Genomic DNA, 24,304 nt, shown 5'->3' with positions numbered 1-24,304 from the left:
GGGCTCAGAAATCCAGATCCGCGTAATGGGCCGCCGGCGGCATCCCGGCCACCCGGTCGGCCAGCAGCCCCCGGAACGAGGGCCGCGACTTGACCCGAGCATACCAGTTGCGCGCCATCTCGTCCTCGTCCCACGGGACGTCGCCGAGATAGTCGGCGCAGGAGAGATGGGCGGCCGCCGCGAGATCGGCATAGGTCAGGTTGTCGCCCGCGAGCCAGCGCCGCCGGGCGATCAGGTAGCCGATATATTTGAGGTGGTAGCGCACGTTGGTCCGCGCCGCCCGGATCGCGTTCATGTCCGGCGGGCCGCCGCCCTCGTGGGCCGACATGAAGCGTTTCGAGATCTTCTCGTTGACCAGGTAGCCGGTCACCTCCGAGTCGAACTTGATCAGGAACCAGTCGAGCAGGCGCCGGACCTCGACCCGCTCCACCGTGTCGTCCGGCAGCATCCGCCGCCCGGACAGGCCGAGCCCGCGCGTCTCGTCGAGATATTCGGCGATCACCCCGGCACCCGGCACGACGAGACCGGTCTGCTCGAGCAGCACGGGCGTCGACCCGGCGGGATTGATCAGCAGGAAGTCGTCCCGGCGCTCCCAGGGGCGCTCCTCGAACAGCGTCGGTTCCAGGCCCATCTCGGCCAGGACGAGACGGATGAACCGGGAATTCGCGCAGAAGGGGAAGTGGTAGAGGGTCGCCATTGAGGCCGTCAGGACTGCTCGGTCTGACGGCGCGGCCAGTCCCGCGCCGGTCGTCGGCCCAGGCGCGCGGGTCTTCGGCGCGCAGGACTTCAGAGCGAGCGTTATTGCTCGATCGTTGCCGAGCCCTTAACACGCGCCGCCTGTTCCGGTAACTTCCCGTCAACCCTGATGGGCGATGCCTCCGGGCGCAATTTTCCCATGGTCCGCGGCACGCTCACGAGGGGCGGTCGCGCGCCCGCGGCGCGAGGCTCGACAATGGATCCGGCAAGCATCGGCAAGGCGGTCCTGCTCGCCCTGGTGGAGGGCGCGACCGAGTTCATCCCGGTCTCTTCCACCGGTCACCAGCTCCTGGTCGGCCACTTCATCGGCTTCCACTCGCCCAACAACACCTTCGAGGTGCTGATCCAGCTCGGGGCGATCCTGGCGATCCTCGCGGTCTATTTCCGCCGGCTGATCGGCATCGCCACCGCGCTGCCGACGAATCCGCAGGCTCGCCGCTTCGTGATCGGCATCCTGGTGGCGTTCCTGCCGGCCGCGATCATCGGCGGCCTCTTCTCGAAGGTGATCAAGGCCTACTTGTTCAACCCGTGGATCGTCTGCGCGACCCTGGTGGCCGGCGGCCTGGTGCTCCTCGTCATCGACGACACCGACCTCGAGGTGAAGAAGACCGACGTCTACGACTTCACCCTGCCGATGGACCTGAAGATCGGCATCTTCCAGTGCCTCGCCATGATCCCGGGCGTGTCGCGCTCCGGCGCCACCATCGTGGGCGCGATGCTGATGGGCGCCGACAAGCGCTCCGCCACCGAGTTCTCGTTCTACCTGGCGATGCCGACCATGGCCGGCGCCTTCGCGAAGGACCTGTTCGACAACTACAAATTCCTGTCGCGCGACGATGTCGGCCTGATCGTGATCGGCTTCATCGTCTCGTTCCTCTCGGCGCTGTTCGTGGTCCGCGTCCTGCTTGACTACGTGTCCCGCCACGGGTTCCGGCTGTTCGCCTGGTGGCGGATCATCGTCGGCGCGCTGGGCTTCGCCGGGCTGATCATCCTCGGATAACAATCCCCGCCCTTCGGGCGATTGCCTCCGGGCGAGCGGCGTGCGAGGCACGACCCTGAAAGCGGTGCACAAGACGCCGCGCCCAGGGACGTTCCGATGGAAGACACACCGCTCGCCGACCTGTTCGAGCCCGCCGACCGGGCGCGCTGGCTCGGCCTCGTGGACAACGTCCTGAAGGGTGCCGATTTCGAGAAGCGTCTGGTCTCCCGGACGAGCGACGGCCTGCGGATCGAGCCGCTCTATCCCCGGGCCGAGCCGACCGCCCAGCCCTTCCGCGAGCCGGGCCCCTGGCGCGTTTCCCAGCGGGTCGACCATCCCGAGATCGCCGCCGCCAACGCCCAGGCGATGACCGACCTCGAGGGCGGCGCCGATGCCCTGACTCTCGTGTTTGCCGGCTCGCCCGCCGCCCGCGGCTACGGCCTCACCGTGAGCAGCGTCGCGGATCTCGACGCCCTGCTGAAGGGCGTGATGCTGCCGCTGATCAGCCTGCGCCTCGATGCCGGCGCCCGCGGCCTGGAAGTCGCCGGCCTGGTGAAGGCCCTGGCGGCACACCGGGGCGAGGACCTGTCCAGCTACGATCTCGACCTCGGCATCGATCCGGTCGGGACGCTCGCCGCCACCGGCAGCCTCGGCGCGGTCTGGAGCGAGATCGCCCCGCGGCTGGCCGCCACCGTTTCCGACCTCGAAGCGGCGGGCTTCGGCGGCCGGGCCTTCCTGGCCGACGGACGCCCCTACCACGAGGCCGGCGCCGGCGAGGCGGCCGAACTCGCCGCCGTGCTCGCCACCGCCGTGACCTACCTGCGCGCCCTGGAGGCCGCCGGCCACGACCTCGCCACCGCCCGCGACCGCATCGCCGTGCTGCTCGCCGCCGATGCCGACGAGTTCGTGACGGTGGCGAAGTTCCGCGCCCTGCGCCGGCTCTGGGCCCGGATCGAGCAGGCCTGCGGTCTGGAGCCGAAGCCCCTGCGCCTCCACGCCGAGACCGCGTGGCGGATGATGACCCGGCGCGACCCGTTCGTGAACATCCTGCGCACCGGCATGGCCGCCGCCTCTGCCGGCATGGGCGGCGCCGATGCGGTCGCGGTCCTGCCCTACACCCAGGCGCTCGGCCTGCCCGACGCCTTCGCCCGCCGGGTGGCGCGCAACAGCCAGATCGTGCTCCTGGAGGAATCGCACCTCGCCCGGGTCGCCGACCCCGCCGCCGGCGCGGGCGGGTTCGAGGCCCTGACCGACCAGCTCACCAAGGCGGCCTGGGCGGCGTTCCAGGCGATCGAGGCCGAGGGCGGCATCGTCGCCTCGCTCAGCGTCGGCAAGCTGCAGCGGCGCATTGAGGCGACCCGCGAAGCCCGGGCCAAGGCGGTGGCGACCCGCCGCGCGCCGCTGACCGGCGCGAGTGAGTTCCCGAACCTCGCCGAGAAGCCGGTCACGGTCCTCGACGTGAAGCCGGTCACCGCCGGACCGAGCTCGAATTTCGGCTCGGGCTCGGCGGTCGCCTGCGATGCGCTGCCCGCGACCCGCCTGGCGGAGCCGTTCGAGGCGTTGCGCGACGCCGCCGATGCCTACCTGGCCAAGACCGGCCGGCGGCCGAGCGTGTTCCTCGCCAATCTCGGCGCGGTGTCCGCGTTCAACGCCCGGGCGACCTTCGCGGCCAACGCCTTCGCGGCCGGCGGCATCGAGGCGGTCTCGAATGACGGCTTCACCGATACGGCCGCCCTCGCGGATGCGTTCCGGGACTCGGGCGCCGCGCTCGCCTGCATCTGCTCCACCGACGCGATCTACGCCGAGCAGGCCGTGCCGGCCGCGCAGGCCCTGAAGCAGGCCGGAGCCGGCACGATCTACCTTGCCGGTAAACCGACGGAACTGCTCGATCCGCTGAAGGCCGCGGGCGTTCACGCTTTCCTGCATGTCGGCTGCGATCTGGAAGCCCTGCTCGACGGCGCGCTGCGCGCCGCCATGCGGCCTCCCGCGACCCGCTGAGACGCCCCCGACCTGCCTGCCCCGACCACCGCCATGAGCCGACACCGTTTCGCGCGCCTGATCGGCGCCGGCCTGATCCTCGGATGCGCGCGTCCCGCGGCGGCCATGCCGCGGGGCGTCCCGATCCCGGATCGGTTCGACGGCACCTGGAGCGTCGAGATCCTCACCGAGGCCGGCGCCTGTGACCGCGCCTATCGGTACCCGGTGCGGATCGAGCACGGGCAGGCCCGGCACGTCGGGACCGCCTTCGTGGTGCAGGGCAGCGTCACCCGGAACGGCGTGGTGCGCGGCTCGATCGCCAGCGGCATCGCCACCGCCGACGTCGCCGGCCGGCTCGGCCCCAACGGGTTCGGGGCCGGCACCTGGGTCGCTACCGGCGCCGTCGCATGCCGCGGCCGCTGGCGGGCCGAGCGGCGCGGCTGACGCGTCGCGAAATGGTCCGCATCTTGCCCGAGATCGGGCGGATGCAACGTCCCCTCAGCCGCGATCCCGACGCAATCATGAGGGAATGCTGAACGCCATTCGGACACCCGACGAGGCCGCCCGCATGAAGTCCACGATCCTCGCCACCTTCGCCGTCCTCACGCTGGTCTCGACCGCGCAGGCCCGTCCCCACCGCCACCCGGCGGCTCCGGCCGTGAACCAGGCGGAGGCCGAGAAGGTCCTGGGCCCGCTGCGGCAGGCGGCGACGGAGTGCTTCGCGGAGACTGTGCTGGCCAACCCGAAGGCGACCGCCGAGGCCCGCGCCGGCCATTGGTACGAGGCGGTGGGCATCACGGGCTTCCTGTGCCGCCCGGAGGTCGCCGCGATGATCCAGGCGCATGATCGGATCTACGGTGCCAAGACCGGCGAGCGCTACTTCAAGGGCGCCTACGTCAAGCACCTCGACCAGCAGCTCGCCGAGCATCTGCAGCCGATGCTCGCCCACAAGGCGGTGGCCAGCGCCGAGCCGCCGCCGGAGAAGGTGTCCGACAGCGACGCTCCGGCGAACTGAGCGGGAACCACGCGGGGCGCCACGTCTTCTCGGTCGAGGAGATGCGATGCCCTACGAGCTGCATTACTGGCCGATGATCCAGGGGCGCGGCGAGTTCGTCCGCCTGGCCCTCGAAGAGGCCGGCGCCGCCTACGTGGACGTCGCCCGCCGGGACGATGACGACGGCGGCATCGAGCCGATGCTGGACCGCCTCGACGATCCGAAGAACCCGCGGCCGCCCTTCGCGCCGCCATTCCTGCGCGACGGCGCCGTCGTGATCGGCCAGACGGCGGCGATCCTGCTCTATCTCGGCCCCCGCCTCGGCCTCGTCGGTGAATCCGAGCCGGACCGGATCTGGACGCACCAGCTGCAGCTCACCATCGCGGATGCGGTGGACGAGGCCCACGACACCCACCACCCCCTCGGCGTCGGCCTCTACTACGCGGACCAGAAGCCGGAAGCGCAGCGCAGAGCGCAGGGTTTTCGCGACGAACGCATCCCCAAATTCCTCGGCTATTTCGAGCGGGTGCTGACGGCCAACGGCGGCGAGCATCTCGTCGGCGCCAAACTGTCCTATGCCGACCTGTCCCTGTTCCAGCTCGTTGCCGGCCTGCGTTACGCCTTCCCCAAGGCATCCGCGGCGGCCCTGCGCGAGACGCCCCATGTCGCGCGGCTGCACGAGGCGGTGGCACAGCGTCCGCGCATCGCCGCCTATCTCGCCAGCGACCGGCGCATCCCGTTCAACGAGGACGGGATCTTCCGCCGGTATCCGGAGCTCGACGGTTAAGCCCGCAATCTATCGGGGCGGGTGGGCGATCAGGATGCCGGCCAGCACGAGCACGATGAGCCCCAGCACCAGCGACAGCAGCCGCCAGAACAGCAGCGGGTCCCGCTCCAGCAGCGAAGCGCGCCGCGTCTCCGTGAAGGCCGGGTTGGGGTGCCGGAGGTCGTGGACGAATTCCGAGAGCGCCTGGTAGCGCCGGGCGGGATTGGGATGGACGGCCTTCCGTAGTGCCCCGTCGACCCAGACCGGCAATAGCGGCCGGACGCCCCGGGCGGAGGCGTAACGGAGCTTGCGCTGAGCGGCCCGGGTCAGGGCCCGGGGCACCCGATCGCCGTAGGGCAGCCGGCCGGTGAGCATCTGGTAGGCGATGACACCCACCGTGAAGATGTCGGAGGACGCGGTCGAAGGCTCGCCGAGAAAGCATTCCGGAGCCGTGTACTGCACCGTCCCCAAGATCTCGGCGGCGTCGATCCGCGGATCGCCCTCGACCACCCCGGCCACCTTGGTGGCGCCGAAATCGATGACCTGCACGGTCCCGGCCTTGTCGATCAGGACGTTGTCGGGTCGCAGATCCTGGTGGACCATCTCCCGCCGGTGGAAGGCCTGCACGCCCTTGGCGAGCTGCTCGATCAGCCCGCGCACCGCCTCCAGCTCGGGCGCAGCGTGGTCGCGCATCCACTGCGTCAGGGTCTGGCCCTCGACGTAGCGCATCACCGTGTAGAGGTGGCTGCGGCGGCGGGTCTGCGGATGGGCCTTGAGGACGTGCGGGCTGTCGATCCGCCGGGCAATCCACTCCTCCAGGGCGAAGCGCTTGCGCTGGGCCGGGTCGTCGCGCAGGTCGAGCGACAGAACCTTCAGCGCGACCCGATCGCCCGTCTCCGCGTCGATCGCGAGATAGACCCGGCTGCGCGGCCCGGAATGGAGCGTGCGCAGCAGCCGGTAGCCGTCGAATTCGGCCGGCGGGTCGAGCAGCGGGGCGGGATCCAGCCCCTCGACACCGCCGAGCAGATCCGCCGGCTCGCCCTCGGGCACGGAGTCGAGCCGCACGATCTGGACGGTCAGGTTGTCCAGGCTGCCGGCCTCGTGCGCGGCCTCCACGATCGCCCGGGCGGCACCATCGAGATCGTCCCCGGCCGCCGCGATCATCGCGACCACGTCCCGGGGCCGGACATGCTCGTGCACGCCGTCGGTGGTGAGCACGAAGACGTCGCCGGCCTCGACGCTCACCGCGTGGTAATCGATCTCGACATGCCCGCCCGCGCCCAGGGCGCGGCCTAGATAGGATTCCGCGGCCGAGACCACGACCCGGTGATCCTCGGTGAGCTGCTCCAGCGACCGGCCGGCGACGCGGCAGATCCGGGCATCGCCGACGTGGAAGAGGTGCGCCGTGCGCGCCTTCAGCACCAGCGCGCTGAAGGTGGTGACGTAGCCCTTGTCGGCATCGTGCGGGTCGAGGCCCCGCCGCGTCTGGGCGTAGAGCCAGGAATTCGTCGCCGCGATCACGCGCTGCGCCGAGGATTTCACCGACCACGTATCGGGGGTGGCGTAGTAGTCGCTGAGGAAGCTCTTGACCGCGGTCTCGCTCGCCAGGGCGCCGACCGCGCTGCTGCTGATCCCGTCGGCCAGCGCCACCGCGATACCCTTCAGGCCGAGCGCCGGCTGGGACGGCACCAGGGCGCCGTGGAAATCCTGATTGGCCTCCTTCCGCCCGGCCGCGCTGGCCTGGCCGATCGTGACGGTCAGGTCCGCCCTCACGCGGCCGCAGCCGACGCGTCGCCCCGGCCGCGATAGGACAGGGCCTCGGCCAGATGCAGACGGCGCACCTGCGCCTCGCCGTTGAGATCGGCGAGCGTACGCGCCACCCGCAGGGTCCGATGGAAACCGCGGGCCGAGAGCCGCATGCTCTCCGCAGCCTGCCGGATCAGGGCCGTCCCCTCGGCGTCGGGGCTCGCCACCTCCTCGATCAGGGTCGCTGGGCAGGTGGCGTTCGTGGTGGCGGCCGGCAAAGCGCGGGCGGTGTAGCGCGTCGTCTGAAGCGTGCGGGCGGCGGCGACCCGGGCGGCGGCCTCGCGGGAGCCCTCGGCCGGCGGCGGCAGGATCAGGTCGGCGGCGGTGACCGCCGGCACCTCGATGCGCAGATCGATCCGGTCCAGCATCGGCCCGGAGATCCGCGCCTGGTACTGCGCCATGCAGCGTTCGTTCAGCCCACGCCGGCAGGCATAGCCCGGCTCGAGCCCCTGGCCGCAGCGGCACGGGTTCATGGCCGCCACGAGCTGGAAGCGGGCCGGATAGGTCACGCGGTGGTTCGCCCGGGCGATCATGACCTCGCCGGTCTCCATCGGCTGGCGCAGGCTGTCGAGCACCTGCGGCGCGAATTCGGGCAGCTCGTCCAGGAACAGCACCCCGCCATGGGCGAGCGACACCTCCCCGGGCCGGGCCCCGAGGCCGCCGCCGACGAGTGCCGCCATGGAGGCGGAATGGTGCGGCTGCCGGAACGGCCGGCGGTTCGAGAGCGCCCCGTCCTTCAGCTCGCCCGCCACCGACTGGATCATCGAGATGTCGAGCAGCTCCCGGGGCGTGAGCGGCGGCAGGATCGAGGGCAACCGGGCGGCCAGCATCGACTTCCCGGAACCGGGCGGACCGTTCATCAGAAGGTTATGCCCGCCGGCCGCCGCGATCTCCAGGGCGCGCTTAGCACCCTCCTGGCCCTTGATGTCGGAGAGGTCCGGCAGCGGCCCCGCCAGGCCGGCCACCGAGGGCTCCGGCCGGGCCATAACCTGGCTGCCCTTGAAGTGGTTGGCGAGCTGGATCAGCGAGCGCGGGGCGAGCACGTCGAGGCCGCCCCCGGCCCAGGCCGCCTCGGACCCGGTGGCGGCCGGGCAGATCAGCCCGAGGCCGCGGGCTCCGGCCGCGATCGCGGCCGGCAGCACCCCGTTCACCGCCGTGATGCTGCCGTCCAGCGCCAGCTCGCCGAGGACGCAATAGCCGCCGAGGGCGTCGGCCGGGATCGCCCCGATCGCCGCCATGACGCCGAGGGCGATCGGGAGATCGTAATGCGAGCCCTCCTTGGGCAGGTCGGCCGGGGCGAGGTTGACGGTGATGCGCTTGGCCGGCAGCGCCAGCCCGGAGGCGATCAGGGCGCCCCGCACCCGCTCGCGCGATTCGGCCACCGCCTTGTCGGGCAGGCCGACCACGTTGAACACGACGTTGCCCGGGATGATCTGGACCTGCACGTCCACGGACCGGGCCTCGATCCCCTCGAACGCCACGGTGGCGACGCGTGTGACCATAGGTCGGCAGTCCTGAGCCCCGGTGCCGGCGCGGCGTGGCGGGCAACCTTAGCTGTGCTGGAAAATCGAAGCGGGCTCAAGAGGATCGCGGTTCGCGGGGAACCCCGGCGCCGTCCCGCTGTTCAAAGCCGGCACACAATCGAGACACGGAGACTTCGATGCGCCTCGCCGCCCCCCTGCTCGCCCTCACCCTGGCCGCCGGCCTCACCAGCGTCGCCCGGGCCGACGAGAAGCTCCCGCCCGACCAGCAGGCCAAGGTCGAGGCCATGCTCCGCCAGGAGGGCTTCACCAAGTGGAAGGAGATCGAGCTCGACGACGGCATGATCGAGGTCGACGACGCGATCGACGCCAACGGCAAGCAGTTCGACCTGAAGCTCGATCCGAAGACCCTGGCTGTGGTCAAGCGCGAGGCCGAGTAGCCGGCGCTTGCGTTCGGCCAAGAGCCCGGCCATATAGCCGGCGGGGGGTTGGCGAGGGACGTTTCACTCGCCAACCGGGTCAGGTCCGGAAGGAAGCAGCCCTAACGAGACCGAGCGGGTCTTCGTCCAGCCTCCCACCTTATCTCCTGGCGCTCGGAAGCCCGACCCGACACGGCATGGACGCTTCGACCGGCACGCCTGACGACGAGCCGGGCCTGCCCGGGTTCGCAAGCCCCGCCAGCGCGGCGACGCCCTACCGGGTGCTCGCGCGGAAATACCGCCCGACCAATTTCGGCGACCTGATCGGTCAGGACGCCATGGTGCGGACCCTGGCCAACGGGTTCTCGGCCAACCGCATTCCCCAGGCCTGGATGCTGACCGGCGTGCGCGGGGTCGGCAAGACCACCACCGCCCGCATCCTCGCCCGCGGCCTCAACTACGCCCGGGCCGGAATCCCCGATACCGGCCCGACCGTGTCGATGCCGGAACTCGGCCTGCACTGCGCGGCGATCATGGAATCCCGGCACATGGACGTGCTGGAGATGGATGCCGCCTCGCATACCGGCATCGACGACGTCCGCGCGATCATCGACGGCATCCGCTACGGGCCGGTCTCCGCGCGCTACAAGGTCTACATCGTGGACGAGGTCCACATGCTCTCCGAGAAGGCGTTCAACGCCTTCCTGAAGACGCTCGAGGAGCCGCCCCCCCACGCCAAGTTCGTGTTCGCCACCACGGAGATCCGCAAGGTCCCGGTGACGATCCTGTCGCGCTGCCAGCGCTTCGACCTGCGTCGGGTCGAGGCGCCGGTCCTGCATGCCCATCTCGCCAAGGTCTGCGCGGCCGAGAAGGTCGAGGCCGAGGACGAGGCCTTGGGCGCCATCGTGCGCGCCGCCGAGGGCTCCGTGCGCGACGCGCTCTCGCTGCTTGACCAGGCCATCGCCCACGGCGCCGGTGCGGTCACGGCCCAGAGCGTGCGCGACATGCTCGGGCTCGCCGACCGGGCCCGGATCCTCGACCTGTTCGAGGCGGTGATGCGCGGCGCCGTGCCGGCAGCCTTCGCCGAGTTGCGGGCGCAGTACGATTCCGGCGCCGACCCGTCGGTGGTGCTGTCCGACCTCGCGGCCTTCACGCACCTCGTGACCCGCCTGAAGGTGGTGCCCGAGACCGCCTCCGACCCGACGCTCAGCGAGACCGAGCGGGTGCGCGGCGGCCAGTTCGCGGAAAAACTCTCGATCCGCGCCCTGTCGCGGGCCTGGCAGATCCTGCTCAAGGCGATTCCCGAGGTCCAGGCTGCCCCGCGCCCGCTAGCGGCGGCCGAGATGGCGATCGTCCGCCTCGCCTACGCCGCCGACCTGCCCACCCCCGACGAGGCCCTGCGCCAGCTGAAGGCCGAGGCCGCGGCGGCGCCCGTCGAGGAGGCCCCGGCCACCTCCGGCCGTCCGCCCCTGCCGCCGATCCCCGACCTGCGCGGCGGCGGCCCGAGTGCGGCGGCGGCCGTCGCACCGCGGCCGATGCCGGTCGGCGCGCCCATGGCCTCTGCCGCGGCGGCACCGGTGGCGATGTCGGCCCCTGCCCCGATCGCGATGGTCGCCCCGGCGGAGCGGCCGGCCGCACCGCCCGCGCCACGGCTCGCCCGCTTCGAGGACTTGGTCGCGCTCGCGGACGCCAACCGCGACATCCTTCTGAAGACCGCTCTGGAACGGGACGTCCACCTCGTGCGCTTCGCGGAGGGGCAGATCGAGTTCCGCCTCGCCCAGGGCGGCCGGTCGAGCCTAGCCACCGATATCGCCGCCGCGATCCTGCGCTGGACCGGGCAGCGCTGGGTCGTCTCGGTTTCCAAGGAAGAGGGCGCGCCGACCCTCGATGCCACCGTCAAGGCCGCCACCGAGACCCGCCGCGAGAACGCCGCCGCCGACCCGTTCGTGCGCGAGGTGCTGACGCGCTTCCCCGGTGCCGAGATCGTCGATGTCCGCGAGACCGCGCCTCCGCCGACCACCGATCCGGCGATCACGGGCGACGGCGACCCGGTGCCGGCGGACGAGGTCCCGGACGACGACTTCTGAGGAGCGGGCACGGCCGCACATGGCGGCGTGCCGCGATCATCCCCACCTAGACTGATCTTCACGCGACGAGAGAGAGCTGCATGCGCGACCTGATGGGCATCATGAAGCAGGCTCAGGCCATGCAGGAGAAGATGGGCTCCCTGCAGGCCGAGCTCGACGAGATCGAGGTGACCGGCGCCTCCGGCGGCGGCTCCGTGCGCGTCACCATGAGCGCCAAGGGCCAGATGAAGGGCGTCAGCATCGATCCGTCCCTGATGGTCGCCGACGAGCGGGAGATCCTCGAGGACCTGATCGTCGCCGCCTGCAACGACGCCCGCGGCAAGGCCGAGGCGACGATGCAGGAGCGCATGGCCGAGCTGACCAAGGGCCTGCCCCTGCCGCCCGGCATGAAGCTGCCGTTCTAGGGGCGGCCCGGACTACGGGTTCGGGGCGACGGCCCCCTGAATCTCTCCCCTCGTCTTTCGAGGCCCGATGGCGCGGGCACCTCAGGATGAGGGTGAGGATCGGACAGATGGGTCCAGCAAACGCGTGCCACGTCCTCGTCAACGCGGTCGCCGGCTGACGAGGACGATCCCGGCCAGGATGAGCGGGATCGCCAGCGCGAGGATCGGCGGGAAGCGTTCACCCAGCAGTGCCACTGCCAGCCCCTTGCCGGTGATCGCGCCGATCCAACCGATCTGGCTGAGCCCGACCGGGCCGCTGCGCTTCTGCAAGACGAAGAACAGCGCGTAGGTGGCGGCGATGATTGCCGCCTGCATCGGCAGCAGGCCGGCCGTCGAGGCCGAGGGCACTGCGAGAAGCGGGATTTCGGAGGCAACTGCGTAGGCCCCGATGAGCGCCGTGGCGGTCAAAACCATGATCGGCGCCAACAGGCGCGGCGACGCGTGGTCGGGCCACGCCGCCGAGCGATAGATATTGCCGGCGGCGACGCTAAGCGGCGCCGCGAGGGCGAGCCCGGTCCAGAGCCCTCCCCCGTCGGCCCCCGTCAGGCGCGACACGGCAAACAGCAGCGCGCCCCCGAGCCCGAGCGCCATGCCGGCCAGCCCCTGGACCGAGAGCCGATCCATCCCGAAGGCCAGCGCGAGGCCGTAGGTCAGTAGCGGCGGGAAGGCGAGGCAGAGCGCCACGAAGCCGGCCCCGACATGGGGGATCGCCGCGAAGGACAGGATGTTCGGAAGGGCGAAGCTCAACAGCCCCGCCTGCAGCCCGTAGCGCAGGAGCGCCGGCGACGGTGTCAGCCGTTCGCCCGCCACGGCTGCAAGCATTGCCAGAATCAGCCCCCCGCCGAGCGCCGACCAGAACAGGAAGGCGATCGGAGGCCAGCCCAGCCCGCTGGCGAGGCCGGCGACCACGGTCGTGAGACCCAGCAAGGCGCCGGTCGACAGGAGAAGAAGGTAGGCCGGCGGCGCGGCACGGGGCGTCGCGATCCCAGCCGGTGCATTCATCGTCCCCTCTCGATCCATAGGCGATCCCAGCCGATTGCCATCCGGAATCAGCGGACCTAAAATCTCGCCGCAAAGTATCTTTACGTCAAGATATCGGAGGCTGCGCCGTGGTGGACGGGATGGATCGTGCGGCCCAGGCCGTGGCGCAGTGGCAGCGTGAACGGCCCGATATCGACGCGTTTCCCATGGAGGTTCTGGGCCGCCTCGCCGAGCTGGCGCAGGTCGTCCTGCGCGACCGGCTCAATCCGGTCTTCGCGGAATTCGGCTTGCAGCAGGGTGAGTTCGACGTGCTGGCGACGCTGCGGCGGTCCGGCGCGCCCTACGCGCTGACGCCCACCGCCCTGTGCGAGGCCGCGATGATCTCATCGGGCGGGATGACCGCACGGATCGACCGCCTCGAGAAGGCCGGCCTGATCGAGCGTCAGAAGCACCCGTCGGATCGGCGTGGGACACTGGTCGCGCTGACCCAGAAGGGCTCGGGGCTCATCGATGCCCTGCTCCCGCGCCATATCGAGGCCGAGCGCCGGGTGCTGGTGCCGCTCACCGAGGATGAGCAGCGCATCCTGAACAGGCTTCTCGCGAAGCTGATCGCCGGGCTCGGCTGAGCGCGGGCGGCCGCAGGATGGGCCGCCCGGTCGGTACGACGCCTACGCGGCGATCGCCTGAGCGGTCGGCCCGGCGGCGCGCACGTCGGAATCGACATGGGCCTCGAAGCGCTTGAAGTTGTCGTCGAACATCTTCACCAGCCGCGCCGCCGTCTCGACGAAGGCGCTCTTGTTGCCCCAGGTCTTGACCGGGGTGAGGATGTCCGCCTCGACGCCCGGGACCGAGACCGGCACCGCGAAGCCGAAATACGGGTCGCGGCGGAACTCGGCCTGGGCGAGCGATCCGTCGAGGGCGCCGGCGAGCAGGCGTCGCGTGACGCGGATCGGCATGCGCTGGCCGGTGCCGACGCCGCCGCCGGTCCAGCCGGTGTTGACCAGCCAGCAATCGACCTCGTGCTTGGCGATCAGGTCGCGCAGCAGGTTGCCGTATACGCTCGGGTGCCTGGGCATGAACGGCGCGCCGAAGCAGGTCGAGAAGGTCGCCTCGGGCCCGGTCAGCCCGCGCTCGGTGCCGGCCACCTTGGCGGTGTAGCCCGAGAGGAAGTGATACATCGCCTCGGCGCCGGTGAGCTTGGCGATCGGCGGCATCACCCCGAAGGCGTCGCAGGTCAGCATCACGATGTTCTTCGGATGCCCGGCCCGGCCGGTGGCGCTCGCATTGGCGATGAAGTCCAGCGGGTAGGCGCAGCGGGTGTTCTCGGTGAGCGAGGCATCGTCGAAATCCGGCACGCGCGTGACCGGATCGATCACGACGTTCTCCATCACGGTGCCGAAGCGCTCGGTGGTGGCGTAAATCTCGGGCTCGGCGTTGCGCGAGAGGCGGATCGTCTTGGCGTAGCAGCCGCCCTCGAAGTTGAAGATGCCCTCGTCCGACCAGCCGTGCTCGTCGTCGCCGAGCAGCTGGCGCGAGGAATCGTTCGACAGGGTGGTCTTGCCGGTGCCCGACAGGCCGAAGAAGATCGCCGAGCCACCCTCGGGGTCGAGCGCCGCATTGGCCGAGCAATGCATCGGCATCACGTTCTGGCCGGGCAGGATGTAGTTCAGGTAGGTGAAGACCGACTTCTTCATCTCGCCCGCGTAGGCCGAGCCGCCGATGAGCACGAGCTTCTTGGCGAAATCGATGGCGATCACGGTCTTGGAGCGGCAGCCGTGCCGGGCGGGATCCGCCTGGAAGCTCGGCAGGTCGATGATCGTCAGGTCCGGCACGTAGGTGGCGAGCTCGGAGCGGTCCGGCCGGATCAGCAGGTTGCGGATGAACAGCGAGTGCCAGGCGAACTCGGTGAACACCCGGGCCTTGACCCGGTGGGCCGGGTCGGCACCGCCATAGAGGTCCTGGGCGAACAGCTCCTTGCCCTCGGCGTGCTTGAGGAAGTCCTGGCGAAGGGTCTCGAATTGCTCCGGCGTGATCGCGCCGTTGTTGTCCCACCAGATCTCGTTCTCGGTGCTGGCATCGCGCACCACGAACTTGTCCTTGGGCGAGCGGCCGGTATGGCTGCCGGTGGTCGCCACGAGGGCGCCGCCGCGGGCGAGCTGGCCCTCCTTGCGGGTCAGCGCCTCCTCGTAGAGGCTCGGCGCCTCGAAGTTCCAGCGGACGGCCTTGAGGCCGCGGAAGCCGGCGGCGTCGGCACCGTGGGCCGCGTTGTGGTCACCGATATTGGTCAAGAGCGTATCTCCCGGGGCCCCTGTTCGTGCCGTCGACGCGACATGACCGGACGCCAGCGGTGTCCGGGTTTACCCGGGGGACGTCCGTGCGGTCGTACAGGTCCGCCGCACGCTGGATCTCCGTTCCCCGGTCGCTCGTCCGCCCCATACTGGATAGGCGGCCAAGCGTTGCCGTCTTACCGGGTGTCGCGGGGGGGCCGCAACGTGAACGCGGGCGTTTGACCCCGGTGATGATCGCAGGATGCCGCCGTTGTAACAGTCGGCAGACGGATGTTCTTCGGCGCGGCGCAGGCTCATCGGCCCGAACGACCGGATCGGGGTGGGCGGAGATGCGCTCTTGCGCACCGCCGGGGGCCGGCTATGCCCTGCCGAACGTTCCGCAGACGCCCATTCAGCAATTCCCCGCCCCAGAGGCACGATGCCCCAAGCCGTCGCCGGCCCCGAAATCGAGCGCCTGATCCAGCTTCTGTCCCGGATGCCGGGGCTGGGACCGCGCTCGGCGCGGCGGGCCGCGCTCCAGCTCATCAAGAAGCGCGAGACGCTGCTCGCCCCGTTGGCCGACGCCATGCGGGTGGCCGCCGAGCGCATCGTGGTCTGCTCCAGTTGCGGCAACGTCGACACCTCGGAGCCGTGCACGATCTGCCGCGACACCGAGCGGGATCCCTCGACCCTGGTGGTCGTGGAGGATGTCTCGGACCTCTGGGCCCTGGAGCGGTCCGGAGCGGTCAAATCGCGCTACCACGTGCTCGGCGGCGTCCTGTCGGCCCTGGACGGCGTGCGGCCCGAGCACCTCAACCTGGCGAGCCTCGTGGAGCGTGCGGCCGATCCGGCGGTGAAGGAGATCATCCTGGCGCTGAACGCCACCGTCGACGGCCAGACCACCGCCCATTACGTCACCGAATCGATCCGGCACCTCGACCGCAAGGTGACCCGCCTCGCCCACGGCGTCCCGGTCGGCGGCGAGCTCGACTATCTCGACGAGGGCACGCTCACCGCGGCGATCCGCAGCCGCACCACCTTCTGAGGGTTTTGCCGGCGCGGTGTCGCGGCGACCCGCAGAAGCGGTATTTGACCGGCCCCGACCCACGCCATATTGCCTCGGAATCCCCGGGGTCCGCGCCTGCGGCGCTCCCCTTGCCGGTTTCCGCCATGACCATCCGTCCGCTCGTCATCCTCCCCGACGCCGTCCTGCGCCGCACCTCGGAGCCGGTCGGACCGATCACGCCCGAGATCCGAACCCTCGTGGCCGACATGTTCGAGACGATGTACGACGCCCCGGGCGTCGGGCTCGCGGCGATCCAGGTCGGCGTCGCCAAGCGGGTCGTGACCATCGACACCTCGAAGGAAGAGGGCGTGCGCGAGCCGCGGGTCTTCATCGATCCCGAGATCGTCTGGTCCTCGGAGGAGAAGCGGCTCTACGACGAGGGCTGCCTGTCGATCCCGGAATATTACGCCGAGGTCGAGCGGCCGGACCGGGTCCGGGTGAAGTTCCGCGACATCGAGGGCCGGGAGCAGGAGATCGAGGCCGACGGCCTTCTGGCGACCTGCATCCAGCACGAGATCGACCACCTGAACGGCGTGCTGTTCATCGACCACATCTCGAAGCTGAAGCGCGACCGGGTGATCAAGCGCTTCACCAAGGCGGCCAAGCGCGACGCGGCCTGACCCCCGATGCGCGTCGTCTTCATGGGCACGCCGGATTTCGCGGTGCCGACACTGGCGCGGCTCGCGCAGGACGGCCACGACATCGCCGCCGTCTACACCCGCGCGCCTGCCAAGGCCGGCCGCGGCATGAGCCTGCGGCCCTCGCCGGTCCACGCGCTGGCCGACAACCTCGGGATCCCGGTCCTGACGCCGGCGAGCCTGCGCAGCCCGGACGCCGTCGAGACCTTCGCCGGGCACCGGGCCGACGTCGCCGTGGTGGTCGCCTACGGGATGCTTCTGCCGCAGGCGATCCTGGATGTGCCAAGGCACGGCTGTCTCAACCTCCACGGGTCGCTGCTGCCGCGCTGGCGGGGGGCCGCACCGATCCAGCGCGCCGTGATGGCGGGGGATGCCGAGAGCGGCGTCGGCATCATGCGCATGGAGGCCGGGCTCGATACCGGCCCCGTCGCCCTGGAGGGACGCGTCCCGATCGTGACGGGCATGACCGCCGGGGAATTGCACGATGCCCTGATGCCCCTCGGGGCCGAGCTGATGTCCCAGGCCCTCGAGCGCCTGGAAAGCGGCGACCTCACCTTCACGCCGCAGGCGGCGGAGGGCGTCGTCTACGCGCACAAGATCAGCAACGACGAGGCGCGGATCGACTGGTCGCTTCCGGCCGCGGAGGTCGCGAACCGGATCAACGGCCTTTCGCCGTTCCCGGGGGCGTTCTTCGCGGTCGATCTCGGCAAGGGGCCGGAGCGGGTGAAGGTCCTGCGCGCCGCGGCCGGCGCCGGCACGGGCGCGCCGGGGACGCTCCTCGATGCCGAGGGCCTGGTCGCCTGCGGCACCGGGGCGGTCCGGCTGACGGAGCTGCGCCGGGCCGGCAAGGGCGGCAGCGCCAGCGGCGCCGAGTTCGTGCGCGGCGCGCGCATCGCGCCCGGCACGCATCTCGGCTGATGCCCCGCTACAAGCTCGTCATCGAATACGACGGCACGCCGTTCTGCGGCTGGCAGCGTCAGTCCGACGAAGCCACGGTCCAGGGCGCGATCGAGGCGGCGGTGACGCGTTTCTCCGGCGAGGATGCCCGGCTCACCTGCGCCGGCCGGACCGATGCCGGTGTGCACGCCATCCACCAGGTCGCGCATCTCGACCTGGCCAAGGACTGGCGGACCGACACGGTCCGCGACGCCATTAACGCCCATCTGCGGCCGCAACCCGTGGCCGTGCTCTCCGCCGAAATCGTCCCGCCGAGCTTCGACGCCCGGCACTCGGCGATCCGCCGGCACTACCGCTACCGCATCCTCAACCGGCGCAGCCCCGCGGCCCTGACCCGCGCCCATGTCTGGCACGTGCCCTGGCCGCTCGACCCGGATGCGATGCATGACGCCGCCCAGCGCCTCGTCGGCCTCCACGACTTCTCCGCCTTCCGAGCGGCCGAGTGCCAGGCCAACAGCCCAGTGCGGACGCTGGACCAGCTCGACGTGGCCCGCACCACCATGGCGCTGCACGAGGAGATCGTGGTGACGACCTGCGCGCGCTCGTTCCTGCACCACCAGGTCCGGGCCATGGTCGGGACGCTGATGCTCGCCGGCTGCGGACGCCTCTCGGGTGACGACGTCGCCGACATCCTGGCCTCGGGCGAGAAGCGCCGGTGCGGGCCGCTGGCGCCGGCCTGTGGGCTGACCTTCGTGGGGGTGGATTACACCTGAGGGATTTTTCGGGATCGCGACTTCCGGCGGGTGGGATCTCGGCGCCGAGATCCCACCCCTCCCCTCAGCCTGGCGTGATGGAGCGACGCGAAGGCCTCGAAGGTGCCTTCCAGCCGGACGCGCGCCCCCTGGAACGCTCCTTCGAGGCCCAGCGATCTGCGATCGCCGGGCACCTCAGGATGTGGGCGTGACTTGGATAAGAACGCTCGAACGGGATCTGCCCCTGCGCCGCGCTGTCAGCGCTTCGTGGGGAAATAAGCCTCCAGCACCCGCTCATAAATCGCCGTCAGCCGCTCGATATCGGCCACGGCCACGCATTCGTCGATCTGGTGCATGGTCTCGCCCACCAGGCCGAATTCGATCACCGGGCAGGCGTCCTTGATGAACCGCGCGTCCGAGGTGCCGCCGGTGGTCGACAGCGTCGGCGTCAGGCCGGTCTCGGCCTGGATCGCCCGGGAGACCAGATCCACGAAGGCGTCGGGCTGGGTCAGGAAGGCCGGGGCGTTCGAGGGTTGCAGGTCGAGGGTGAAGCGCACGGCGTTGCCGGCGGCCTGCTCGAGCCGCCGACGGAGCTCAGCTCCGAGGCTGGCCGCGGTCCAGTCGTCGTTGAACCGGACGTTGAAGGTGGCCCGGGCGGTCGCCGGGATCACGTTGGTGGCGGGGTTGCCGACATCGATCGTCGTGAATTCGAGGTTCGAGGCGTCGAAATGCGCGGTGCCGCCATCGAGCGGTTCCGCCACCAGCGCCGAGGCGAGCCGCAGCAGCCCGGGGATCGGATTCTCGGCCTTGTGCGGGTAGGCGACGTGGCCCTGGCGCCCGAGCACGGTCAGCTTGCCGGTGAGCGAGCCGCGGCGGCCGATCTTGATCATCTCGCCGAGCCGCCCCGGATTGGTCGGCTCGCCCAGCAGGCAATGGTCGAAGCGCTCGCCCCGGGCGCGGGCCCAGTCGAGCAGCTTGACCGTCCCGTTGACCGCGGGCCCCTCCTCGTCGCCGGTGATCAGGAAGGCGATCGAGCCCGGGAACGTGCCGCCCCGTCGGGCGATGAAGGCCAGGGTCGCGGCCAGCATGCAGGCGACGCCGCCCTTCATGTCGGCGGCACCGCGCCCGTAGAGCAGACCATCCGCCACCGTGGCGTCGAACGGGCCGTAGCGCCAGGCGCCGTCGCCTTCCGGCACGACGTCGGTGTGCCCGGCGAAGACGAGGCACGGCCCGCGATCACCGATCCGCGCGTAGAGGTTCGGGGTGTCGGGATAGCCCGGCTCGGAGAAGACCGGCCGCTCCACCGAGAAACCCGCACCGCTCAGCGCCTGCGCCACCACATCGAGGGCGCCGCGATCCTCCGGTGTCACCGAGGGACAGCAGATCAGCGCTTGGGCGAGCGACAGAGCGGAATGATCGGCCGGCATGGGGCGTGTCCCGAGGTGGAGAGGCTGGCTGTGCCCCTTACACCAAATCGCGCGGATCCGGGCTGCCTCGCGTACCGCGTCCGATCATCCGCGGCCCGACGAGGAGCGGAACCGGGTCACCGCAGGGCAGGCTCCAAGTATCCCGAACGTGGATCGCATACGGTCAGCCAAAGTTTGCCGGATTGCCGGCCTGTCACACGAGTGCGTGAAGTCAGTCCTGATCGGCGGCACGGTCAGACTTTGTCAGTCCTGAGGTCCGTATGCTGCGCGCAATCAATCAGCGCACGAAGGGATGGAGCGGATGGGAAGCAGGGCGGGTGGCGTCCCGGTCGATGCGACGGCCAACAGGCGCGACGGCGAGCGACGGGACGTGCTGATCCCGGCGACGATCCAGTATCCCGACGGCGATTCGGTCCCCTGCATTGTGCGGGACATGTCGCCGACCGGCGCGATGCTCTCGGTCTCGCGCCGGCATCGCTTGCCGCTGACCTTCACCCTTGCGGTGCCCGGGCATGACAGGAGCTACCCGGTCCGGCGGGTCTGGCAGCGGGCCGATGCCGCCGCGATCGTGCTCGATCTGCCGGGCGGCGACGCCTGATTTCCGGCGTCTCCCGCCACGGCACCGGGCCGCGGCGGGAGGCGAGCGGCCTATTTCGTCACGATCACCTGCACGTCGCCGTGGCGGCGCAGCACCGACACGGTGACGTCGTCGTCGTAGCGCTGGAACCGGATATCCAGGCGCGAGGCTCCCAGCTTGACGTTGTAGAGCGTCACGCCGTCGAGGAAGCCCGGCAGGATCGGGTTCTTCAGCCGGACGCTGTTGCGGTCGTGGTCGAGCTCCAGGCCCAGGCAGGCGGCCAGGAACGCGAACGGCGCCGCCGCCGCCCAGGCCTGCGGGCTGCAGGCGACCGGGTAGGCCACGGGGCCGCGCTGGCGCCGGCGCATGAAGCCGCAGAACAGCTCCGGCAGGCGCTTCTGGTCCTGGTAGAGCGCGGTGTCGAACATCCCCTGGAAGATGCGCGCGGCCTCGTGCTTGCGGTCGTAGCGGGCGAGCCCCATCGCGATCAGGGCGTTGTCGTGCGGCCAGATTGAGCCGTTGTGGTAGGACATCGGGTTGTAGCGGGCCTCGCCCTTGGCGATGGTCCGCACGCCCCAGCCGTTGAAGCCGTCCTTGCACAGCAGGGTCTCGGCGACCCGGGCCGCCCGCTCCGGCTTGGCGATGCCGGTGAACAGCGCGTGCCCGGCATTCGACGAGCGCACCGCGCATTGCTTCTTGGCGCCGTCGAGGGCGAGAGCGTAGGTGCCGATCTCCTCATTCCAGAAGGCCGCATCGAACCGCTCGCGCAGGGCGGCCGCCTCGTGCGAGAGGCGCTCGGCCATCGGGTCGTGCCCGAGGAGCGCGGCGAGCTTGGCCATGCCGTTCTTGGCGGCGTAGACGTAGCCCTGGACCTCGCACAGGGCGATCGGGCCCTTGGCCAGCTGGCCGTCTGTGTGGAAGATCGAATCGTGGCTGTCCTTCCAGCCCTGGTTCTCGAGGCCCTTGTCGGTGTCGCGGGCGTATTCGACGAAGCCGTCGCCGTCCCGGTCGCCGTAGCGGTCCATCCATTCCAGCGCGAGTTCGAGCGACGGCCAGATCGCCCGGATGGTCTCCAGGTCGCCCGTCACCGCGTAATATTCCCAGGCCAGCATCACGAAGAGCGGCGTGCCGTCGATGGTGCCGTAATAGTGGCGGAACGGCACCTCGCCGAGCATCGCCATCTCGCCCCGGCGGGTCTCGTGCAGCACCTTGCCGGGCTGGGCATCGGCCGCGGGATCGACCGCCTTGGCCTGGGTGGCGGCGAGGTAGCGCAGGACGCCGCGGCCGAATTTCGGATCGATCCACAGCGCCATCAGGGCCGTGATGATGCCGTCGCGGCCGAACACCGTCGAGTACCAGGGGATGCCGGCGAACGGGTAGATCCCCTCCGGGGTCCGGCTCGCGAGCATGTAGAGGTCGGCGGTGGCCCGGCACAGGCCCTCGTTGAACTGGTCGTTCGACGAGATGATCGTGGTGATCCCGGCGGTCAGCTCGCGCAGGTCCCGGCGCGAATCGCGGTAGGCCCGGGCGAAGATCGTCCCCTCGCTCAGATCCTTCGGCTCACGCCGGGCGCCCCCGACATTGGCCGCCAGGGTCAGCTTCGCGGCCGCATCCTCGCCGACCATTTCGCCGCTCGGCGGCTTGGTAAAGGCCCGATGCGCTTCGAAGGTCACGCGAATGAACAGGGAGGCGCGGCCCTCCGGCGGCAGGGAGACGTCGAAGGCGACGCGGCCCGGCTCGATCAGATCCGGCTTGGGGCCGAAGTGCAACGAGGTCGTGCGCACGATCTCGTCGAGCCCGACATAGCGGAACTGCACCTCCCGGTCGCTCGCCACCAGGACGCCGCGCTTGCCGCGCTCCTTGCGGTCGGTGCCGCGCACCTCGAACAGGTCGCGGTAATCCGCGTCGAAGGTGACGGCGATGCGCAGGCGGCGGTGCTTGGAATCGAACGAGCGCAGGCCGATCCGGTCGTAGCAGGCGCCCCGGAACAGGAACTTGGTGCGCTCGATCGCGATCGTCTCGCGCGGGATCGAGGTCTCGTCATGGGCGTCGAGACGGATGTCGGGGGTGGTCATGTCGACGCTGAGCGCGCCGTTGTCGTCCTGCATTACCGAGGACAGCATCAGGGGGCGCTGGCCCTCCACGGTCAGTTCGAGCCGGGAGAGATAGCGGGTATCCTGGAAATACAGGCCCTCCGGCCCGGGCTGGACGCCGATATCGCCGTAGGAATCCAGAACCCCGAACGCCTCCCCGAACTTCAGCGCCCGCAGGGGCCGCTCGACCAGGGAGGTATGGGCCTCGATGTGGTAGGTCGGCAGCACATCGTCGGCGTCCTGGAAGCCGGGCGCCACCGTGACGGTGCTGGCCTGTGTCCGGGCGGCCGCATTGTGGGCCGCCGTATTCTCCGCCGCCATGCAGAACGTCTCCGAGTGCGTGTAAGGGGTACGAATCGAGAGGGCCGCCGCATCGGCTCTGATGCGGCGGCCCTCGTGACCATTCGGATGAGGCGCCTTTACGACGCTAGGCCGGGCCGGCCGTCTCTCGCAAGCCCGATGCCGGGGCTCAGGCCGGCATCGCCGCGACCGAGATCGCCGGCCGCGCAGAGCCATTCACGTCGCCGTAATGCGGCGTGAAGCCGGATTTCGGCAGCTGGATCACGTCGGCGCCGCGGGAGAGCAACTCCTCGTAGGCGGCGACGTATTTCTTGACCATGCACTCGGCAGTGAACTGACCCTCGAAGTGGCGGCGCACGCCCTCGCGGCTCATGGTCTTCACCTTGGCCACGGCCTCGACCGCGTCGTCCATGGTCTGGCAGAGCACACCGCTCACGCCGTCCTTGATCACCTCCGGCACCGAACCGTTCCGGAAGGCGATCACCGGCGTACCGGCCGACATCGCCTCGATCATGACCAGGCCGAAGGGCTCCGGCCAATCGATCGGGAAGGCGAGCGCCAGGGCGTTGCCCAGGAAGGCCTTCTTCTGCTCCTCGTTGATCTCGCCGATATACTCGACCAGCGGGTGATGGGTCATCGGCTCGATGACCTCATCCCAGTAATCCTGGTCGGCCTTATCGACCTTCGCGGCGATCTTCAGCGGCGTGCCGGACCGGATCGCCATCTCGATGGCGCGATCGGGACGCTTCTCGGGGGAGATGCGGCCGAGGAACGCCAGGTAGCCGCCCTTGGCCTCCGGGGAGTACGGGCAGTTCTGCGACGGCAGGCCGTGATGGATCGTCGCCAGCCAGTTGACGTTCGGCGGCATCGGCTCGCGCTGGTTGTCGGAGATCGAGACCAGCGGCATGCCCGTGAAGGTGCGGTAGACGGGCATGAAGTCCGGTACGTCGAGCCGACCGTGCATCGTGGTGATGCACTTGTGGTTCAGATCCTCGAACATCGGATACTGAAGCAGGTCGATGTGGAAGTGCAGGATGTCGAACTCGTGGGCCCGACGGTGTACCTGATGCAGCATGGCCAGGTGGCTGGCCGTGTGATCGCGGTAGCCGAGCAGCCGCAGCCCTTCCGGCGTGCAGGCCGCGAGCTTGGCGGACGTCTCCGAATCGCCGCTGGCGAACAGGGTGACGTCGTGGCCCTGGCGGACCAGTTCCTCGGTGATCCAGCTGACGACGCGCTCGGTGCCGCCGTAGAACTTCGGAGGGACGGCCTCCGACAACGGAGCGATCTGGGCAATGCGCACGAAGTGTCTCCTGGTTGGCCGTATTTGACGGGGGGTCTAACCCTGCCGGCCTGAGCGGGACATGAATGAAACCGACGGCCAAGGTTATGGTTCCTCCGCCGAGGGGTTGTCGCGACCAGTTTTGTGCGGCGCGGGAGCTGTCCCCGCATTCCCCGATGCGAGCGGCCTCACGCTTTGGTAGACGCGGTGGCGGGCGGGCTGCACCCGTCCGGCACGGAAGCCGTTGCCGTGGCTGCGTGTTTCTGTCATAAGCCGGCCCGCGTCGAACCGCCCGGCCGATAGGGCTGCCGTGGCGGCT

At 70.3% G+C, this 24,304-nt stretch carries 22 protein-coding genes and 1 other RNA gene; 15 read left to right on the top strand and 8 right to left on the bottom strand.

Going from position 1 to position 24,304, the window contains the following annotated elements; genetic code table 11:
- Positions 1-4: 4 nt before the first annotated feature.
- Positions 5-697, bottom strand: a complete 693-nt coding sequence (locus WYO_RS08985; RefSeq protein WP_007561448.1) for a glutathione S-transferase family protein — start codon at positions 695-697, stop codon at positions 5-7.
- 255 nt (positions 698-952) lie between these two features.
- On the opposite strand from WYO_RS08985, the gene WYO_RS08980 reads away from it, so the two are divergent.
- The 5 genes from WYO_RS08980 to WYO_RS08960 all read left to right on the top strand — a co-directional run bounded on the left by WYO_RS08980 (position 953) and on the right by WYO_RS08960 (position 5,493).
- Positions 953-1,756, top strand: coding sequence for an undecaprenyl-diphosphate phosphatase (locus WYO_RS08980; protein WP_007561446.1), 804 nt, complete (start codon positions 953-955; stop codon positions 1,754-1,756).
- Between the two features lie 96 nt (positions 1,757-1,852).
- The gene (locus WYO_RS08975; RefSeq protein WP_007561444.1) at positions 1,853-3,733 is read left to right on the top strand and encodes a methylmalonyl-CoA mutase family protein; all 1,881 of its coding nucleotides are present in this window, start codon (positions 1,853-1,855) and stop codon (positions 3,731-3,733) included.
- Positions 3,734-3,766: 33 nt separating this feature from the next.
- Positions 3,767-4,156, top strand: a complete 390-nt coding sequence (locus WYO_RS08970) for a hypothetical protein (protein WP_007561443.1) — start codon at positions 3,767-3,769, stop codon at positions 4,154-4,156.
- 124 nt (positions 4,157-4,280) lie between these two features.
- The gene (locus WYO_RS08965; protein WP_007561441.1) at positions 4,281-4,727 is read left to right on the top strand and encodes a hypothetical protein; all 447 of its coding nucleotides are present in this window, start codon (positions 4,281-4,283) and stop codon (positions 4,725-4,727) included.
- A 46-nt stretch (positions 4,728-4,773) separates the two neighbouring features.
- Positions 4,774-5,493, top strand: coding sequence for a glutathione S-transferase (locus tag WYO_RS08960; RefSeq protein WP_007561438.1), 720 nt, complete (start codon positions 4,774-4,776; stop codon positions 5,491-5,493).
- A 9-nt stretch (positions 5,494-5,502) separates the two neighbouring features.
- On the opposite strand, the gene WYO_RS08955 is transcribed toward WYO_RS08960, so the two are convergent.
- Positions 5,503-7,245, bottom strand: coding sequence for a bifunctional protein-serine/threonine kinase/phosphatase (locus tag WYO_RS08955; protein ID WP_007561436.1), 1,743 nt, complete (start codon positions 7,243-7,245; stop codon positions 5,503-5,505).
- Complete coding sequence (locus WYO_RS08950) at positions 7,242-8,780, bottom strand: YifB family Mg chelatase-like AAA ATPase (RefSeq protein WP_007561435.1); 1,539 nt, start codon at positions 8,778-8,780, stop codon at positions 7,242-7,244. Before WYO_RS08950 ends, WYO_RS08955 begins: the two co-directional genes overlap by 4 nt.
- Before the next feature lie 158 nt (positions 8,781-8,938).
- Here WYO_RS08950 and WYO_RS08945 point away from each other — a divergent pair, with 158 nt between their 5' ends.
- The 4 genes from WYO_RS08945 (at position 8,939) to WYO_RS08935 (ending at position 11,669) form a co-directional block, all read left to right on the top strand.
- Positions 8,939-9,199: a PepSY domain-containing protein gene (locus WYO_RS08945; protein WP_007561433.1), complete on the top strand. Its 261-nt coding sequence runs from the start codon at positions 8,939-8,941 to the stop codon at positions 9,197-9,199.
- Positions 9,200-9,240: 41 nt separating this feature from the next.
- Positions 9,241-9,339: signal recognition particle sRNA small type (gene ffs, locus WYO_RS29815), an RNA gene on the top strand.
- Between the two features lie 36 nt (positions 9,340-9,375).
- Positions 9,376-11,265 (top strand): DNA polymerase III subunit gamma/tau, encoded by a 1,890-nt coding sequence (locus tag WYO_RS08940; RefSeq protein ID WP_007561431.1) that lies wholly within the window; start codon positions 9,376-9,378, stop codon positions 11,263-11,265.
- A gap of 80 nt (positions 11,266-11,345) precedes the next feature.
- The gene (locus WYO_RS08935) at positions 11,346-11,669 is read left to right on the top strand and encodes a YbaB/EbfC family nucleoid-associated protein (RefSeq protein WP_007561429.1); all 324 of its coding nucleotides are present in this window, start codon (positions 11,346-11,348) and stop codon (positions 11,667-11,669) included.
- 138 nt (positions 11,670-11,807) lie between these two features.
- On the opposite strand, the gene WYO_RS08930 is transcribed toward WYO_RS08935, so the two are convergent.
- On the bottom strand, positions 11,808-12,710 hold the full coding sequence (locus WYO_RS08930; protein ID WP_007561427.1) for a DMT family transporter: 903 nt from the start codon (positions 12,708-12,710) through the stop codon (positions 11,808-11,810).
- A 119-nt stretch (positions 12,711-12,829) separates the two neighbouring features.
- Between WYO_RS08930 and WYO_RS08925 the strand changes: the two genes are divergently transcribed.
- Positions 12,830-13,315, top strand: a complete 486-nt coding sequence (locus WYO_RS08925; RefSeq protein ID WP_039902553.1) for a MarR family transcriptional regulator — start codon at positions 12,830-12,832, stop codon at positions 13,313-13,315.
- A 42-nt stretch (positions 13,316-13,357) separates the two neighbouring features.
- Here WYO_RS08925 and WYO_RS08920 read toward each other — a convergent pair whose 3' ends face one another.
- Complete coding sequence (locus tag WYO_RS08920; RefSeq protein WP_007561424.1) at positions 13,358-14,977, bottom strand: phosphoenolpyruvate carboxykinase; 1,620 nt, start codon at positions 14,975-14,977, stop codon at positions 13,358-13,360.
- A 418-nt stretch (positions 14,978-15,395) separates the two neighbouring features.
- On the opposite strand from WYO_RS08920, the gene recR reads away from it, so the two are divergent.
- The 4 genes from recR to truA all read left to right on the top strand — a co-directional run bounded on the left by recR (position 15,396) and on the right by truA (position 18,330).
- Complete coding sequence (gene recR, locus WYO_RS08915) at positions 15,396-16,001, top strand: recombination mediator RecR (RefSeq protein WP_007561422.1); 606 nt, start codon at positions 15,396-15,398, stop codon at positions 15,999-16,001.
- A 125-nt stretch (positions 16,002-16,126) separates the two neighbouring features.
- Positions 16,127-16,642, top strand: coding sequence for a peptide deformylase (gene def, locus WYO_RS08910; protein WP_007561421.1), 516 nt, complete (start codon positions 16,127-16,129; stop codon positions 16,640-16,642).
- 6 nt (positions 16,643-16,648) lie between these two features.
- Positions 16,649-17,578 carry a methionyl-tRNA formyltransferase gene (gene fmt, locus WYO_RS08905; protein WP_007561419.1) on the top strand — a complete coding sequence of 310 codons (930 nt, stop codon included), beginning with the start codon at positions 16,649-16,651 and terminating at the stop codon, positions 17,576-17,578.
- The gene (truA, locus tag WYO_RS08900; protein ID WP_007561418.1) at positions 17,578-18,330 is read left to right on the top strand and encodes a tRNA pseudouridine(38-40) synthase TruA; all 753 of its coding nucleotides are present in this window, start codon (positions 17,578-17,580) and stop codon (positions 18,328-18,330) included. The genes fmt and truA overlap by 1 nt, the downstream gene beginning before the upstream one ends.
- Before the next feature lie 236 nt (positions 18,331-18,566).
- Here truA and dapE read toward each other — a convergent pair whose 3' ends face one another.
- The gene (gene dapE, locus WYO_RS08895; RefSeq protein WP_007561415.1) at positions 18,567-19,736 is read right to left on the bottom strand and encodes a succinyl-diaminopimelate desuccinylase; all 1,170 of its coding nucleotides are present in this window, start codon (positions 19,734-19,736) and stop codon (positions 18,567-18,569) included.
- A gap of 301 nt (positions 19,737-20,037) precedes the next feature.
- Between dapE and WYO_RS29315 the strand changes: the two genes are divergently transcribed.
- Complete coding sequence (locus WYO_RS29315) at positions 20,038-20,334, top strand: PilZ domain-containing protein (RefSeq protein WP_007561413.1); 297 nt, start codon at positions 20,038-20,040, stop codon at positions 20,332-20,334.
- A gap of 50 nt (positions 20,335-20,384) precedes the next feature.
- Here the strand turns inward: WYO_RS29315 and WYO_RS08885 are convergent, their stop codons facing one another.
- Entirely contained in the window at positions 20,385-22,727 is a 2,343-nt protein-coding gene (locus tag WYO_RS08885) for a glycogen debranching N-terminal domain-containing protein (protein ID WP_007561411.1), read from the bottom strand.
- 148 nt (positions 22,728-22,875) lie between these two features.
- Entirely contained in the window at positions 22,876-24,006 is a 1,131-nt protein-coding gene (locus tag WYO_RS08880; RefSeq protein WP_007561409.1) for a glycosyltransferase family 4 protein, read from the bottom strand.
- Between the last annotated feature and the right edge of the window lie 298 nt (positions 24,007-24,304).

This window comes from Methylobacterium sp. GXF4 (assembly GCF_000272495.1).
Classification (GTDB): Bacteria; Pseudomonadota; Alphaproteobacteria; order Rhizobiales; family Beijerinckiaceae; genus Methylobacterium; species Methylobacterium brachiatum.
Note: the sequence above shows the minus strand (reverse complement) of the source record. Positions and strands in the feature narration are given on the sequence as shown.

Excerpts from the sequence above, each read along its gene's own strand:
- WYO_RS29315 (WP_007561413.1), top strand. The coding sequence starts at position 20,038 with ATGGGAAGCAGGGCGGGTGGCGTCCCGGTCGATGCGACGGCCAACAGG.
- WYO_RS08985 (WP_007561448.1), bottom strand. The coding sequence starts at position 697 with ATGGCGACCCTCTACCACTTCCCCTTCTGCGCGAATTCCCGGTTCATC.
- WYO_RS08970 (WP_007561443.1), top strand. The coding sequence starts at position 3,767 with ATGAGCCGACACCGTTTCGCGCGCCTGATCGGCGCCGGCCTGATCCTC.
- WYO_RS08940 (WP_007561431.1), top strand. The coding sequence starts at position 9,376 with ATGGACGCTTCGACCGGCACGCCTGACGACGAGCCGGGCCTGCCCGGG.
- dapE (WP_007561415.1), bottom strand. The coding sequence starts at position 19,736 with ATGCCGGCCGATCATTCCGCTCTGTCGCTCGCCCAAGCGCTGATCTGC.
- WYO_RS08885 (WP_007561411.1), bottom strand. The coding sequence starts at position 22,727 with ATGGCGGCGGAGAATACGGCGGCCCACAATGCGGCCGCCCGGACACAG.
- WYO_RS08960 (WP_007561438.1), top strand. The coding sequence starts at position 4,774 with ATGCCCTACGAGCTGCATTACTGGCCGATGATCCAGGGGCGCGGCGAG.
- recR (WP_007561422.1), top strand. The coding sequence starts at position 15,396 with ATGCCCCAAGCCGTCGCCGGCCCCGAAATCGAGCGCCTGATCCAGCTT.
- WYO_RS08980 (WP_007561446.1), top strand. The coding sequence starts at position 953 with ATGGATCCGGCAAGCATCGGCAAGGCGGTCCTGCTCGCCCTGGTGGAG.
- WYO_RS08935 (WP_007561429.1), top strand. The coding sequence starts at position 11,346 with ATGCGCGACCTGATGGGCATCATGAAGCAGGCTCAGGCCATGCAGGAG.
- fmt (WP_007561419.1), top strand. The coding sequence starts at position 16,649 with ATGCGCGTCGTCTTCATGGGCACGCCGGATTTCGCGGTGCCGACACTG.
- WYO_RS08925 (WP_039902553.1), top strand. The coding sequence starts at position 12,830 with ATGGATCGTGCGGCCCAGGCCGTGGCGCAGTGGCAGCGTGAACGGCCC.
- WYO_RS08965 (WP_007561441.1), top strand. The coding sequence starts at position 4,281 with ATGAAGTCCACGATCCTCGCCACCTTCGCCGTCCTCACGCTGGTCTCG.
- WYO_RS08975 (WP_007561444.1), top strand. The coding sequence starts at position 1,853 with ATGGAAGACACACCGCTCGCCGACCTGTTCGAGCCCGCCGACCGGGCG.
- WYO_RS08930 (WP_007561427.1), bottom strand. The coding sequence starts at position 12,710 with ATGAATGCACCGGCTGGGATCGCGACGCCCCGTGCCGCGCCGCCGGCC.
- def (WP_007561421.1), top strand. The coding sequence starts at position 16,127 with ATGACCATCCGTCCGCTCGTCATCCTCCCCGACGCCGTCCTGCGCCGC.
- WYO_RS08945 (WP_007561433.1), top strand. The coding sequence starts at position 8,939 with ATGCGCCTCGCCGCCCCCCTGCTCGCCCTCACCCTGGCCGCCGGCCTC.
- truA (WP_007561418.1), top strand. The coding sequence starts at position 17,578 with ATGCCCCGCTACAAGCTCGTCATCGAATACGACGGCACGCCGTTCTGC.
- WYO_RS08950 (WP_007561435.1), bottom strand. The coding sequence starts at position 8,780 with ATGGTCACACGCGTCGCCACCGTGGCGTTCGAGGGGATCGAGGCCCGG.